We start from the raw sequence: 15,248 nt of genomic DNA on the forward strand, positions 1-15,248 counted from the left end.
TAACATAGATGAAGGGTTATTGACTTTTAGGATGACTTCCATCCTGTTAAACTAAAACAAGACATAAGTTGAAAAGGAGATAAATATGACGCATTACCTCGTGGTTGGCGCTGGTATATTAGGTTCTTCAGTTGCTTACCATTTAGCTAAATCAAACCAACAGGTCACGATAATTGACCACTCGAATAATGGCGAAGCAACACGTGCAGCCGCAGGAATCATTAGCCCATGGTTATCACAAAAACAAAACGATACGTTATATCAATTATTAAAGCATGGTGCATCCTATTATCAAGAGCTTAACGCTGAATTAAACGCTCTCGGTATTCAAGATACGAGTTATAAGCAAGTCGGATCTCTTCATTTACATAAAAGTGAAGATAAATTGGCAAAGATGGTGGATGACACGATTGCGAGGAAAAAAGACGCTCCAGAAATAGGAGATGTCCAGCAATTATCAGAAGAAGCTGTAGCCGAATCAACGCCTGTCATGACTAGAAACATGGGCGCTGTAAAAATTTCTGGTGGCGGACGTGTCAATGGAGCTGTTTTTCGTGATGCGCTATTAAGAGGAGCCGAAATTCATGGAGCACATATAATCAAAGGTGAAGCAACCCTTAACAATGATGGGGCTACAGTGACAGTTAATGGTCAAAGGATAGAGGCTGATCAACTGATTATTACGAACGGTGCATGGGCCTCTTCATTCTTAAATAAGTCTGAAGATCATTTAGATATTAAGTCGACGAAAACACAAATCGTCCAGCTTCAGCTACCTGGGTATCAAACGGAAGATTGGCCTGTCGTGATGCTTCCGAATAATAAGTATATCGTCGGTTTTAAAAACGGGATCGTTTCAGTCGGAGCTGAACATCGTGATAATCATGATTTTAACCCGAGAGTTGATGCATCGAGTATTCATGAGATTTTAAAAGCTGCTTTCAAATTTGCACCTGGTTTAAAGGAAGCACATTTTATTGATGCTAAAGTCGGCTTTAGACCGCAAACCAATCATAATAGACCTGTTTATGGCTTTTTACCTCACAACCGATCCATTTACGTGGCAAATGGACTCGGGGCATCTGGTATGACAAACGGACCGTTCATTGGAGCAGAAATTACACGTCATTTATTAGGGCAGTCGACTGTGCTATCTCAACTGGATTTCGACCCTAAGGAACAAGTGTGAGACGATAAATGGTGGTGTGAAGTCGTTCTTTAGAGTGACAAGCTATTATTCAGAACCTAATTTTCCCATGCCCCACGTTAGGCTGATTTTTACATGATAGAAAATGAGAGCTGCGATCACACCTAAAACTGCGAATACTCTAGCATCAAAAACAAAGCCTTGATTGATCATGAAAAGTAATAAAAAAGGATTCGTGATCAAACCGCCCAGCGCATAGAGTAATAGATTACCCCAGTAAGTAGACTGATTTAGTCTCGACATGATCCAATCGGCCAAATATGAGTAAGGAATTCCGGCAAAGAATAGGGAACCCAAAGCATATAACCCTACAACAAATGCTTCCATCCAAAAGGGATTAACCCAATCAGTTAACCATAAGGTCGTCCCAATTGAAAAAATAACGGCTGATAAGATCGCTGTCAGAAAGCGCGTGAAAAAATTCATTTTAATCCCTCCAAGATTATAATTAAACATAGCACCAATCAAAAAAATAAAATTTAATGCAATGGTTGTCTATTAAACGATGCATAAAAAACTAAAATTATGATCAATTTTAAACAAATGGGGGCAAAGATGATGAAGCATACAGTACTATTAGGTATTTTAATTGGATTTACAGTTGTTTTTCTTCTCCAAGGTTTACTCACACAAGAGTTTGATTGGTCTTGGTGGATCGGTATGCTTATTGGTGGGTTGATTGGTTATATTGTAGCATACAATTTGTGGAATAAAATGAAACTGTCAAAATAATTGTATTGGAATGCAACTGAAATAACCGTATTTTATAACCTATGTCAGTTTTTAAAAAGATAATCATTAAACGACAGCTTGTTCTTGGTTGATAGGACTACAATCAACTTAAGAAGGAGCTGTTTTTTTGTGTCAAGCTTTCAAAATTGCCAGAAAAAAATTGTGCAAAATGGTTGCCATTTTTACCTTATCAGCATTATAATATATTAAGGATTTGCCCTAGGTAAAAAAATGTGAGTTTATACAAAATAAATGATTTGACGCCAAAGGAGGCGAGTCGTATGAGTAGTTCGGTAGATATCAACCATTTATCAGTGGCTTATCACGGTGAATGGGCATTAAGAGATATATCATTTCAAGCCCCTAAAGAAGAAATAATCGGGATTATCGGACCGAATGGTGCTGGTAAATCAACGTTGATGAAAGCTATCATGGGAATGGTCAGTGTGAATCAAGGAACCATTCGCGTGTTTGATCAACCTATTGACGAGGTCCGTTCAGATATTGCATATGTGCCACAACGTAATATGATTGATTTTGATTTTCCTATATTAGTAGAAGATGTGGTGATTATGGGACGTTATCCACATATGAAATGGTGGCAACGTCCTGGCAAACAAGATCGTGAAAAAGCGATTGAGAGCTTGCGCCAAGTAGGGATGGAGTCATATCGCAAAAGACAAATCGGTGAATTATCCGGTGGTCAGCAACAGCGGGTGTTCATTGCGCGAGCATTAGCACAAGAAGCTGACTTACTATTTTTAGATGAACCATTCGCAGGCATTGATTTAACATCTGAACAGATTATTATCGATTTATTGCGTCAAATTCGTGATCAAGGTAAGACTTTATTTATTGTCCATCATGATTTAAGTAAAGTAGAAGAGTATTTTGATCGTTTGATGTTACTGAATCAACGCTTAGTTGGATTTGGTCAACTTCAGGATGTGTTTTTACCTCAATTGATTAGCGAAGCCTATGAAGGGCAAGTCGCCACTATTAAAGGACGTAATAATGAGGATATGGTGGTGGTTAAATAATGGAAAATATTCAATTTTTCATATCAGGAGTAGCAAACTATCCGTTTTTACAAAATGCGCTTATGGCAGGCATTCTAGTCGGAATTGTTTGCGGCATTGTTGGTTGTTTTATTATCTTGCGTGGAATGGCACTGATGGGAGACGCCATTTCGCATGCTGTGTTACCTGGAGTTGTGATCGCCTATATGGTTGGTGTCAGTTTTTTTATCGGCGCAGTCATAACAGGTGTTTTAACAGCACTTGGAATAGGTTATATATCGCAAAATAGTAAAATCAAAGATGACTCAGCCATTGGTATTTTACTGTCAGGTATGTTTGCGATAGGGGTTATTTTAATTACCGCTATTGGAAGTATGGAAGTGGACATTTGGCATATTTTATTTGGTAATGTTCTTGCCGTATCTGTCGGTGATTTGTGGATGACGTTTGGAATCACGATTGCGGTTATTGCGTTCGTCTTCTTGTTTTATAAACAGCTACTAGTTAGTACATTTGATCCAACGATGGCGAAAGCAATTGGTGTACCAACCAAATTAATTCATTACTTGCTCATGTTTGTGTTATCACTTGTGACAGTGGCTTCACTTAACACAGTTGGTATTATTTTGGTTGTCGCAATGTTAATAACGCCTGGTTCAACAGCGTATTTATTAACTGATCGCTTACCTGTTATGTTGGTGTTATCAGCCACATTCGGTGTTATTTCCGCTGTTACAGGTGTTTTCTATTCGTATATTTATGATGTAGCTACAGGTGCATCTATGGTTATAGTGGCAACCATTATGTTTATGCTTGCTTTCTTCTTCTCACCAAAACAAGGGCTTGTTGTGCGTTGGTTCCGTGACCGTTCAGCACAACATGCATCATAATGGTGATCGTTATGGTAAAACGTAAAATTATAGTAGTTTTGATGGCCTTATTAATGGTGGTACTTACAGCTTGCTCACCACCAGATCAAGCAGAAAAAAATGATGATCAGGTTCGTATTACAGTAAGTTTTTCTATTTTGGCAGATATAGTGGAGAATGTTGCAGGTGATAAGGCAGAAGTTGATCACATTGTTCCAAATGGAGGAGACCCTCACGAATACGAACCAGTACCAAGCGATTTACGAAGCGTCAGTGAATCGGATGTCTTTTTTGTTAATGGACTAAATTTAGAACAATGGATTTCATCTCTGGTTGAAAATGTTTCTGATACACCAATTGTTGAATTAACTGAAGAGGTTGAACCGATCGAGGTCTCTGAAGGAGTCCATGACCCCCATGCTTGGTTGGATCCGGATAATGTTAAATTATATGTCGATAAGGCTGTCGAACACTTAAGTGAGATAGACCCAGCTAATTCCAATACCTATAAAGAAAATGCAGCTAAGTATAAGGAAAGATTAGATAATTTAGATGAAAGTATTCGTAATAAAACCGAATCTGTTCCTGAAGATCAACGCACCATAGTATTAAGTGAAAATGCTTTTGTATATTTTGGTGATGCTTATGGTTACGAAACAACAGGTGTTTGGGAGTTGAACTCGCACTCAGAAGGTACACCTCGTCAAGTTGCTGATTTAGTTGATCGTTTACAAACCACTTCAGCACCTTATGTGTTCTTAGAATCGACGGCTAATCCAGTGCATATGGAATCAGTATCACATGATTCTGGTGTGCCGATTTATGATCAAGGTCTATATACAGATGGCTTACCAATCGACAGCTCAATAGACACTTACTATGAAATGATGGAAGTTAACGCTCGTGCCATTACGAATGCCTTGAGTGAATAATTAGATTGATAACCACTTTAAACGATAGAGTTTAAAGTGGTTTTTTGTATAAGGTCAAACGACTTAAACTCTCCCCATTTAAATATAAAACTTGTTACAATAGAAGTTAATTCGGAATTTAAAAGAGGAGTTACAGTTATGATTTATCGTATACTTACAATTTTTACACTTTCATTTGGATTAGTTTGGGGGAGTTTAACCATTGTAGATGCTTATTCGGACCCTCTTAATGTTTTAACTGATGTTAATGATACAGGTTGGCAATTTGGCGCTGAAATTAATGAAAACCTATTAATAGAACATAATCAAGATCAAGGCGACTTTGAAACAGCCTTAGCCAATAAAATGAATTTGGACTTAGAGCAGTCTGATGTAACAGGTTCAATGGCAATTACGTTAACAGAACTAAGGCATATGGAGGACACCAAGGCGATTGAAGGTGACGGTGAGGCGGCTTTTGAATTTGGTGATTACACGTTTACAATCCCGTTCGAATCACAAGAGATTTATTAAATTGATCAAAACGGCTCGTCTGTTCGAGCGTTAAGTTTAGATGAAGAATACGAAACAGTTAATGGAGAACCAGATATGATCAATATCAATGCTTATTGGGAGCCTGATACGGATGAGGTTTATGTGGTGGGTAGCGTAGGATTTGTGACGAATTTAGCTGAAATTGTGTTCGGCGAAAAATTCATCACACCAGAAGAGTTCAATCAATCCCAGCTCGTCGAAATTGAAGACAATAATGACTAGGCGATATTTTGCTATATAATACTATTAATTAATCTAGTTTTATTCAGAAGAGATGTAAGGAGACTAAATATGTTTGAACGATTAAAACCGACGAGTCAATATGGACGAATTGGGCTATATACATTTATTATTGGAGCTATTTTATTTGTCGTGATTGAAAGTATTTTCACCTTATGGCTTAATCAATATCAATTGGTTAGTTTAATTTTCTGGTTCATTGGTATGATTGGCGCTTTGGTCTATATTACAGATTTAATTAAACATCGAGAAGGGAAGGATGAGTAGTTGAAACAATGGGTTTCTTTAATTAGTCTAAGTATCCTACTTGTGGCTTGCCAAAACAATGAGGAACCAAATCATGAAGCACAAGTCGAACAATTAACTGAACAAGTACAGGATAAAAATGAACAAATAGAAAAGCTTCAGCAAGAACTTGAAGAGAAAACTAGAGAATTACAAGAGGAACGCCAGGACGAAACAGTACAGGATAACTTTAGCGAAAGTGATGATGAACCAACTGAACCAGCTAATTCTTCCGATCAAATAGCTAGAACGGAGAATTTTCAACTTCAAACGCCACAAGAAGGAGCAAGCATTAGCGATACATTTTCTATCCAAGGCATGATCCGTTACGCAGCGGTTGGATCTGTAAGAATAGAGTTAATAGATGCTGATGGAAATACGATAGAAGAAACACAAATTGAGGAAGATTGGTTTACACAAACGACAAATGAACGAGAATGGACTGGGATTGAACTCAATCTTACGATCACTTCAAACATGACGCCAGGTGAAGGCAAGGTTGTGATTCATGATGACCTATCTGAAGAAGAAGTTACAGTACCTATTAAGCTTAAATAATTGTAAAAAATTGAATAGATTATAGGATATCTATTTTTATTTTTGTCGAATATTGGTATAATGTTGACTAATAATTAGTAGTTTTTAATCGTTTCGTCCTATCATTATTGGTCTTACCAATTTTAAGTTTGCAAAATTGTACACGGCTAAAGTCTCAAATATGAATGTAGATTATAACTAAACTATGTTTCATAAAATTGATTAAGTCAGTATCGTGGAATTTGAGGTGACAGGATTGCTTAATTTATCACTAGAACAAGATCATCTCCAACATGCTATTGAACAAGGGCAATTCACGCTTGTCTATCAGCCGAAATTAAGTTTGAACACAGGTCATGTCGTAGGGGTGGAAGCTTTAATTCGTTGGAACCATCCAGAGTATGGGTGGATATCACCAGCTGAATTTATCCCTTTAGCGGAACAGAATGGGACCATAACCGATATAACCAAATGGGTCTTATATGAAGCGTGTCGGCAAAATAAAGCTTGGCATGACCAAGGTTTCCCGAAAACTATTATATCCGTTAATATTTCACCGCTTGACTTTGAATCAACAGAATTATACCAATTGATTCTTGATACGTTAGATCAGACTGGATTAGACCCGAATTTGTTAGAGATTGAAATTACAGAAAATGTCATGCTGAATCATATCAGCCAGACGATTGAAACGTTAAAAGAAATAAAACGTACTGGAATCCGTATCGCGGTCGATGACTTTGGTAAGGGCAATTCTACGATCAGATATATTCGCGACCTTCCGATTACGACGGTTAAGATCGATCGGTCATTTATGCAAAATATACCTTATAACCAAAAAGAATCAACGGTCGTTAAAAATATGATTGAGTTATCTCATAATTTAGACTTAGAAGTAGTAGCAGAAGGTGTAGAAACGGAAGAAGTTGTGACGTTTTTATCTTTACATTCCTGCGATGTAGCGCAAGGGTTCTTGTTTAGTAAACCAATGTCACTTGATAACTATCAAGCATTGATCAAACAAACAGACTCCTATTCTAAAGAACTCATTTATCGATTAGAAAAACATATTAATGTTAAGTCAGCTCAAATGAATGACCACCGTTTTAAATCATTATTTGAACAGAATCCTGATCTCGTTTGTTCCTTCAGTTTAGAGGGTCATGTCATTAGTGTGAATCCAACCATCCAACATATGCTTGGTCTAAATCAAAAGGATGTCATGGATTCACATTTAGCTAACTTTATTCGTGATTCAGATCAATTCAAGGCTCTTAGACATTTTAAGCAAGTATTAAAAGGTGAAATACCAGAAGCAGTCGAGCTAGATTTGATACATAGTAATGGTCATTATGTGCCAACGAATGCGGTTTGTTTTCCTATGTTACTAGGAGAACGAATCGTCGGGGTGTATAGTGTTATCAAAGATATGTCAAGGCAAAAAGAACTAGAACAAAAGTTAATCGAGAGCGAAAAGAAATATCGACTCATTACCGAGAACATGTCGGATTTAGTTGTGGTGGTGAATCGAGGGGGAAGCATTGATTATGCTTCACCTTCCAATGAAAAGGCCTTCCAAATTAAACAAGAACTCATCTTACAAAAGAACATTATGTCGTTTATCGACCCAGAAGATGTCGGACATGCATATGAGGTCTTTGACCGTATATTCGATCAACATGAAGCGCAATCAACGGAACTCCGTTTGAATACGAATAACGGTAAGATTGTTTGGATTGAGGCACATGGGAGTCCCGTTTTTAGCGAAGATGGAAGTGTTGAACAAATTGTGGTTGTTTCCCGAGATATTACGAGAAAGAAACAAATGGGCGCTGAATTAAAAGCAGCTCAGGATGATTTGAAGAATACACTTGAACGTCAGTTAGGCATGACTTTTAAATATATTAAAACCCAAAGTGGATATGTTCATACTTTATGTGAAGGTGAATTAATGCGAAAGTTCGGCTATAAGTCAGAAGAAGTGGTTGGTTATACATTATATGACTTTTTACCGATAGATAAGGCTAAGATGATTGACTATTATTATAAGTTAGCATGGCATGGTGATGATGTACATTTTGAATCAACACTAAATGGAATTTCTTTTATCATGCAATTGAAGCCTGTTATGTACAATGATAAGGTTCTAGAAGTAATCGGGTCATGTGCAGAATTAACCAGACAATAATGAGAGAAAGCTGGCGTTAACTGGAACGTCAGCTTTTTTTATCTCAATCACCATAATATGAATTCAAAACACATAATTTTACGCTTATGTTTATGGTGAGCTATGATTAATACATCGTTTTATAGAAGGAGGATCAAGTATGCGAGTCTATATTAATGATGTCTTTATCGATGTTGATCAATGTGAAGTGACGCAACATCAAGGCAAACAATTAATTAAACTTGATTTCCAAGTCACACATGAAGATTATCATGATATAACGGTTTTGTTTTATGAAAATGATTTTCGAGTTAAGATTCCTAGTGAGGGAATCGATCAACATGCTACGATTCATCGTTATTATACGTCATTTACAAATTTATATGTAGAAGGTAATGTAGGTGACTTCCACGTTGAGTTAATTGAAACCTAAATTAATCCCCGCTTGTTCTTACAAGCGGGGATTGTTAGTTAGAATGGATTGGTTGCCCATTGAAGTGATTGTTTGATAAACATGCGTTGGTTTAGTTTGAGTTGAGCTACCATGTATTCAGCTAAATCCTCAGGTTGAATGAATTTTTCAGGATCATTTTTCTCATCCAATTGGTCACCAAATGGTAGTTCAGTTGCGACTAAGCTTGGATTCATGGTAAACACTCGAATATTATAAGGTCTCACTTCCTGCATAAGTGATTCTGACATACCTTGGACAGCAAATTTAGAAGCGCTATAAGCAGAAGTGCCAGCTGTTCCTTTTAATCCACTACTTGATGAAATATTGATTATATCGCCATGTTCTTGTTCCATCATGTATGGTAGGACTGAACGAGTTACATGATACATACCAAAGACATTAACATCGAAAACACGTCGCCAGTCTTCTGGTGAAGTTTCTAAGAAGTTACCACTCATTGCCATGCCTGCATTATTAATGAGAATATCAGGTGTACCTAGCCTAGAAACAAGGTTTTTGATGGTTTGTTCGACAGCTTCTAAGTCAGAAACATCAACAATTCCAATCTCTGCGTTAACGCCATATTGTTCAATTTCTTTAGCAACATCATTAAGTTTGCTTTCTTGTCGAGCAATTAGACCAACATGGACACCTTCTTGTCCTAAAGCAATGGCTGTAGCGCGTCCAATTCCTTGGCTTGCCCCCGTAATATAAGCGACTTTACCTTCCAATTTCTGACTCATACTCTCACTCCTTTTACGACTATAGCTATAGTGTAACCCCTAGAAGCGAGGAAAAGCAAAAAATAGCCACAACGCAGACAATAATATTACTAATTTTAACTCTATTGGGACAATTATATTTCCTCTTTTAATCACCAAACTTCTCATATATAATGACTTTTGTCTAAAGGCTATAATTGTCTAAATATTATTAAATTACTACACAAAGGAAGGTTATACATCATGGAACAAAAACGTCGTGGTATTTTCCAAAAGTTTTTGGATGGCATTGAACGTGTCGGTAACAAACTACCGCACCCGATTACGTTATTTGCGATCTTAGCTGTTCTAGTTGTTGTTATTTCAGCGATTGTGTCATCGCTAGGAATTTCAGTAGAACACCCTGGTGACGGAAGTGAAGTTACCGTCAATAATTTATTAGATAAAGAAGGCATACGCTATTTATTCAGTAGTATGGTCGAAAACTTCATCGGATTCGCCCCTCTAGGCGTTGTACTAGCTACCATGCTAGGAATTGGTGTCGCTGAACGTACAGGTTTAATCAGTGCTGCATTACGTGGCTTTGTTATGTCTGTCCCTAATTTCTTAATTACGGGTGGTTTAGTGTTTGCAGGTATTATGTCAAGTGTGGCTTCTGATGCTGGTTATGTTGTTCTACCACCATTAGGTGCTCTTATTTTCGCAGCATTAGGTCGTCATCCACTAGCAGGACTGGCCGCAGCTTTCGCAGGTGTATCTGCTGGTTTTAGTGCTAACCTATTCTTATCAGCTACTGATGCGATGCTAGGTGAGATTACGATTGAAGCAGCTTCTATTGTTAATCCAGACTATGCAGATACAATGAATATTGCAATGAACTATTACTTCATTGTTGTGTCAGTATTCTTATTAACACTCGTTGGTTGGTTTGTCACTGAAAAAATTGTTGAACCTCGTCTAGGAGAATATAATGGCGAATATCGAGAAGAATTAACTAAGTTACAGAAGATTGAAGTGAAAGGTCTGATCTGGGCTGGAATTTCCCTTCTAGTAACTTCAGTTGGCTTTGCGTTACTTGTATTATTACCAGATGCTCCACTACGTGCGGATGATGGTGGCATTATTCAGTCGCCGTTTATGGATTCACTTGTACCGATCATTATGATTCTGTTCTTTATACCAGGTTTAGTGTACGGAATCGTGACGAAAGAAATTAAGAATGATAAAGATGTTGCTGAACAACTATCAAATACAATGGCGTCCATGGGAATGTTCATTGTCTTAGCATTTACAGCAGGTCAGTTCGTTGCTTACTTTAATGAAACGAACATGGGGCTTGTATTAGGTGTTTATGGCGCTGAATTTTTAGAATCTGCTAATTTCACTGGAATTCCATTAATTATAGGATTTATCCTAGTTGTCGGCTTTATTAACTTATTTATCGGAAGTGCGTCAGCCAAGTGGGCAATGTTAGCACCTGTGTTTGTTCCAATTTTAATGGAACTAGGCTATTCACCAGAACTAACCCAAATGGCTTATCGTATTGCTGACTCATCAACAAATATTATTACACCACTCATGACTTATTTTGCGATTATTATTGCCTTTGCACAGAAATATGTTAAGAATATGGGTATTGGTACTTTGATTTCTGTTATGTTCCCTTATTCAATTGCATATTTAGTAATTTGGACATTAATGTTAATCGTTTGGATGTTACTAGGTGTTGAATTAGGCCCTGGTTCACCAATTATGTATACTGAATAATATTGTTTTTAGCCTCTCCAGTATTGGAGGGGCTTTCTTTGTATATAAGTGTTCAATTTAGATAGGTCAAATCTTCGGGATTTTTCACTACAATGAGGCTTGGGTTTATGTTAGGATATGAAAGGCTAAGTTAAGATAGAAAGGGTTAATATATGTCGATACAAGAAGAAGTGCAAAAACGTAAAACATTTGCGATTATTTCGCACCCTGATGCAGGTAAAACAACATTAACGGAAACGATGTTGCTTTTCGGTAATCTAATTCGGGAAGCTGGAACTGTAAAAGGGAAGAAATCAGGCAAATTCGCGACATCTGATTGGATGGAAATTGAAAAGCAACGTGGAATTTCTGTGACATCAAGTGTGATGAACTTTCCTTATGAAGGTTATGAAGTTAATATTTTAGATACACCAGGTCACGAAGACTTCAGTGAGGACACGTACCGTACACTCACCGCTGTTGATAGCGTGGTCATGGTTATTGACTCAACGAAAGGGATCGAAGCGCAGACAAAGAAACTGTTTAAAGTTTGCCGTATGCGTGGTATTCCGATTTTCACCTTTTTCAATAAGGTTGACCGTGAAGGCCGGGAACCGCTTGATTTAATGGAGGAAATTGAGGAAGTTTTAGAGATTGAAACGTATCCAATGAATTATCCAGCTGGCATGGGTAAACGCTTCTTAGGGACATTTGACCGTCAATCGAATGAATTCGTTCGTTACTTACAGAATGGAGAGGAGGAGCGCGTGCCTTATGATGAATTAGAGGCTGATGAGTATGCAGAATTACGTCAGCGCGAAGAGTTTCAGATGGCACAGGATGAAGTTGCATTATTAGATGAAGCGGGCGAAAACTTTTCGCTTGATGCAGTGCTTGCTGGTGAGCAGACACCTGTTTTCTTCGGTAGTGCGCTTGCACCATTCGGTGTCGAAACATTTCTTGATTCATTTATTGAAATGGCCCCAGCACCAGGTTCTCGTCAAACAACAGATGGCGTCATTCAGCCGACAGAGGAAGAGTTTTCTGGATTTATCTTTAAAATTCAAGCTAATATGAATCCGAATCATCGTGACAGAATCGCGTTCGTCCGTATCTGTTCAGGGAAGTTTACGCGTGATATGAGTGTAAAGCTATCTCGAACAGGTAAGACGATCAATTTAAATCAATCACAGAAATTTGTTGCCTCACAGCGCGGAACGATTGAAGAGGCGTATGCTGGTGATATTATTGGCATCTACGATCCGAATGTGTATCATATTGGTGATACGATTACTGAAAGCAAGACGCTGTTCGAGTTTGATGAATTACCTCAATTCCCACCTGAATTATATAAGACGGTGACGGCGAAAAATGTGATGAAGTCGAAACAGTTTTACAAAGGGATTGAACAACTTGTTCAAGAAGGGGCTATTCAGTTATTCAAGAAGTATCATACAGAGTCGTTTATTATTGGTGCAGTCGGTCAATTACAGTTTGACGTGTTCCAATATCGCATGCAAAATGAGTATAATTCAGAAGTCATGTTAGAGGACATTGGAGAGCGAGTACCGAGATGGTTGAGACCTGATCAGGTTGATGAATCCATTTTTGACAGCCGAAGCACGCTTGTCCGTGATCGGGAAAATAATCCGGTCGTGTTATTCAAAAATGAATTTTCGTTAAACTTGTTTAAGGATCGCCATCCAGAAATTGAATTAATCGATCTATATGAAGTGAATCAATACGAACAAAATTAATCAATTGAGTCGTAGCTAATCATAGCTGCGGCTCTTTATTTGTGACGATTACATGACTTATTAGGACAATAGGTTTAGTTGGTACGAAAAAGGTGTATATGAATAATGAGAGGATGAATGAACCATTATATGAAATAGAGACCTTGTTCATAATTGACTTATGCTCTGACCAATTATTTCACTCAGATCCTCCGAAAGACAGTTTAGTTCTTAAGCTAAATTGGAAGCATAGGAGAAATGCTTTGAAAATTAAGAGGAGGTTGTTGTAATGAAAACTTTATTTAATCATGTTTTATTGGCGTATGATGGTTCTCCTGACAGTCAAAAGGCACTGCAGATCGCAGAAGGAATCGTTAAACAAAGCGAGGCCCGTTTATACTTAGTATTTGTTGAAGGACATGACCCGTATAATCATCCAACTCCATATGATAATGAAGCGCTTAATGATCCTGAGAAAAACATTCCGAACAAATCTCAAATGAATTCCTACGATGATGGCGAAAGATTAGCTGATCGTGTCATGGAACAAGCTAAGTCTGAAGTGTCAAAAGATATTGATGTAAGGTTTGATGTATTAACAGGGCCGCCTGAACGACGTATTATCCAATACTCTGAGGAAAATGATATTGATTTAATTGTGATTGGTAATAGAGGTCTAGGTGGATTAAAACGAATAGTCATGGGTAGTATCAGTCACAAAGTCTCGAATGATGCTCATTGTCCTGTTTTAGTGACGAAATAAACGAAAAAGCTTGGACCTGTTTAATAGGTCCAAGCTTTTTAATCGTTTATTGTTCGATCCATTCGTTAACTAATTCTTGGTTGTTTTCTACCCATGTACGAGCACCTTCAATTGGCTCTTCAGCATTTTGTACAGCTGACATTAGCTCACCAATTTGCGTGTCATTCATCTTCCAGTTCTTCAACCATTGAGTGAATTGCGGATATTCATCTCCGAATCCTTGACGTGTTGCAAAGTGAATTTTCTCAACGCCACCATAAGTTTCTTTTGGATCTTCTAAATACTTAAGGTCATGTTTGGCGAAAATACTATGTGGATTCCAAAGGGGTGCCACAATTGGTTCTTCATTTTTAATTGCTTTATCGATTGCTGCGATCATAGCAGGCTCAGAACTTGGCATAAGTTCAAGGTTTAAACCGTATTCTTTAATCATTTCTTCAGTTACTTCCATGGTACCAGCACCAGAATCGAAGCCAGTAATTTCACCATCGAATTTCTCAGCATTTTCATTTAAATCTTCAATACTATTAATGTCTTCCATATATTCAGGTACAACAAGACCTACTTTTGCGTTATCATACCAAGTTGCTTCAGAGAAGAAAACTTGATCTTCATATTGGTCTAAATAGTTAGCGTCTTGAACAGGTAACCAAACTTCTAGTCCTAAGTCTAGTTCATCGCTAGCTAAAGCTTCCATAGTCGGTCCCATGTCTAAGTTTACAAGTTCAACATTGTAGCCTTTTTCTTCTAAGATAACTTTCCACATGTTAGTCACAGCGATGTTTTCAGCCCAGTTGATTTGGCCCATTTCAATCGTTTCTTGATTGACATCACCTTCGCTAGATTCGCTACCTTCATTATTTGATTCTTCGTTATTACCTTCTGATTGGTCTGATCCTTCAGATGATTCCCCGCCGCCACATGCTGCTAGGACGATTAAAACCATTCCTGTAAGGATAAGTAGTAATGCTTTTTTGTTGAAACGCATATGTGTTGTTCCTCCTCAGATTGTTAAAAATAAAGTTGATGTTATGTTGGCAAAGTGATTACAACCAATGTTGATTAGCATACATGATTCTGAATGTTTGTTCAACATTAGGTATGACGTGTCAATACGTCGATAAATAGTTTGCCATAAATCACCATCCTTTGAGTTGTTAAAAACGTTAATTTTTTTCTTTACAAAGTTTATAATAACATAGTCGGATATAATGTCAAACAATGTCGGGGAATTTTTTGATGAGTAGGTTTAAGACTAGTTGTTGATTGGGTATACCAAAGAATGTGACATTCAAAAAGGAGGTC

General features: G+C 37.6%; 17 protein-coding genes. 14 read left to right on the forward strand and 3 right to left on the reverse strand.

Features of this window, described 5'->3' with window-relative positions; all coding sequences use genetic code 11:
* Positions 1-85: 85 nt before the first annotated feature.
* A complete protein-coding gene (locus ACKXGF_RS05700; RefSeq protein ID WP_411955251.1) occupies positions 86-1,189 on the forward strand; it encodes an NAD(P)/FAD-dependent oxidoreductase in 1,104 nt (367 codons plus the stop codon).
* A 45-nt stretch (positions 1,190-1,234) separates the two neighbouring features.
* On the opposite strand, the gene ACKXGF_RS05705 is transcribed toward ACKXGF_RS05700, so the two are convergent.
* Complete coding sequence (locus tag ACKXGF_RS05705; RefSeq protein WP_411955252.1) at positions 1,235-1,633, reverse strand: hypothetical protein; 399 nt, start codon at positions 1,631-1,633, stop codon at positions 1,235-1,237.
* Positions 1,634-1,765: 132 nt separating this feature from the next.
* Between ACKXGF_RS05705 and ACKXGF_RS05710 the strand changes: the two genes are divergently transcribed.
* The 10 genes from ACKXGF_RS05710 to ACKXGF_RS05755 all read left to right on the forward strand — a co-directional run bounded on the left by ACKXGF_RS05710 (position 1,766) and on the right by ACKXGF_RS05755 (position 8,955).
* On the forward strand, positions 1,766-1,939 hold the full coding sequence (locus tag ACKXGF_RS05710) for a hypothetical protein (protein ID WP_411955253.1): 174 nt from the start codon (positions 1,766-1,768) through the stop codon (positions 1,937-1,939).
* Between the two features lie 281 nt (positions 1,940-2,220).
* Positions 2,221-2,979, forward strand: coding sequence for a metal ABC transporter ATP-binding protein (locus ACKXGF_RS05715; RefSeq protein ID WP_411955254.1), 759 nt, complete (start codon positions 2,221-2,223; stop codon positions 2,977-2,979).
* Positions 2,979-3,848: a metal ABC transporter permease gene (locus ACKXGF_RS05720; protein WP_167263797.1), complete on the forward strand. Its 870-nt coding sequence runs from the start codon at positions 2,979-2,981 to the stop codon at positions 3,846-3,848. The genes ACKXGF_RS05715 and ACKXGF_RS05720 overlap by 1 nt, the downstream gene beginning before the upstream one ends.
* 11 nt (positions 3,849-3,859) lie before the next feature.
* Positions 3,860-4,759, forward strand: coding sequence for a metal ABC transporter solute-binding protein, Zn/Mn family (locus ACKXGF_RS05725; protein ID WP_411955255.1), 900 nt, complete (start codon positions 3,860-3,862; stop codon positions 4,757-4,759).
* 138 nt (positions 4,760-4,897) lie between these two features.
* Positions 4,898-5,272, forward strand: a complete 375-nt coding sequence (locus ACKXGF_RS05730) for a hypothetical protein (protein ID WP_411955256.1) — start codon at positions 4,898-4,900, stop codon at positions 5,270-5,272.
* A 75-nt stretch (positions 5,273-5,347) separates the two neighbouring features.
* Entirely contained in the window at positions 5,348-5,515 is a 168-nt protein-coding gene (locus ACKXGF_RS05735; protein WP_411955257.1) for a hypothetical protein, read from the forward strand.
* Between the two features lie 69 nt (positions 5,516-5,584).
* On the forward strand, positions 5,585-5,800 hold the full coding sequence (locus ACKXGF_RS05740; protein ID WP_411955258.1) for a hypothetical protein: 216 nt from the start codon (positions 5,585-5,587) through the stop codon (positions 5,798-5,800).
* Positions 5,801-6,376, forward strand: coding sequence for a hypothetical protein (locus ACKXGF_RS05745; protein WP_411955259.1), 576 nt, complete (start codon positions 5,801-5,803; stop codon positions 6,374-6,376).
* A 235-nt stretch (positions 6,377-6,611) separates the two neighbouring features.
* The gene (locus tag ACKXGF_RS05750) at positions 6,612-8,543 is read left to right on the forward strand and encodes an EAL domain-containing protein (protein WP_411955260.1); all 1,932 of its coding nucleotides are present in this window, start codon (positions 6,612-6,614) and stop codon (positions 8,541-8,543) included.
* A gap of 139 nt (positions 8,544-8,682) precedes the next feature.
* Positions 8,683-8,955: a DUF3219 family protein gene (locus ACKXGF_RS05755; RefSeq protein ID WP_411955261.1), complete on the forward strand. Its 273-nt coding sequence runs from the start codon at positions 8,683-8,685 to the stop codon at positions 8,953-8,955.
* 38 nt (positions 8,956-8,993) lie between these two features.
* Here the strand turns inward: ACKXGF_RS05755 and ACKXGF_RS05760 are convergent, their stop codons facing one another.
* Positions 8,994-9,719: a 3-ketoacyl-ACP reductase gene (locus tag ACKXGF_RS05760; protein ID WP_411955262.1), complete on the reverse strand. Its 726-nt coding sequence runs from the start codon at positions 9,717-9,719 to the stop codon at positions 8,994-8,996.
* 222 nt (positions 9,720-9,941) lie between these two features.
* Between ACKXGF_RS05760 and ACKXGF_RS05765 the strand changes: the two genes are divergently transcribed.
* From ACKXGF_RS05765 to ACKXGF_RS05775, 3 genes are all read left to right on the forward strand, one after another.
* Positions 9,942-11,465 carry an AbgT family transporter gene (locus ACKXGF_RS05765; protein ID WP_411955263.1) on the forward strand — a complete coding sequence of 508 codons (1,524 nt, stop codon included), beginning with the start codon at positions 9,942-9,944 and terminating at the stop codon, positions 11,463-11,465.
* Between the two features lie 152 nt (positions 11,466-11,617).
* Positions 11,618-13,201 carry a peptide chain release factor 3 gene (locus ACKXGF_RS05770; protein ID WP_411955265.1) on the forward strand — a complete coding sequence of 528 codons (1,584 nt, stop codon included), beginning with the start codon at positions 11,618-11,620 and terminating at the stop codon, positions 13,199-13,201.
* A gap of 268 nt (positions 13,202-13,469) precedes the next feature.
* Complete coding sequence (locus tag ACKXGF_RS05775; RefSeq protein WP_411955266.1) at positions 13,470-13,943, forward strand: universal stress protein; 474 nt, start codon at positions 13,470-13,472, stop codon at positions 13,941-13,943.
* Positions 13,944-13,989: 46 nt separating this feature from the next.
* On the opposite strand, the gene ACKXGF_RS05780 is transcribed toward ACKXGF_RS05775, so the two are convergent.
* Positions 13,990-14,931: a glycine betaine ABC transporter substrate-binding protein gene (locus ACKXGF_RS05780; protein ID WP_411955267.1), complete on the reverse strand. Its 942-nt coding sequence runs from the start codon at positions 14,929-14,931 to the stop codon at positions 13,990-13,992.
* Positions 14,932-15,248 lie beyond the last annotated feature (317 nt).

Source organism: Alkalibacillus sp. S2W, assembly GCF_046764385.1.
In the GTDB taxonomy this organism is placed as follows: Bacteria; Bacillota; Bacilli; order Bacillales; family Alkalibacillaceae; genus Alkalibacillus; species Alkalibacillus almallahensis.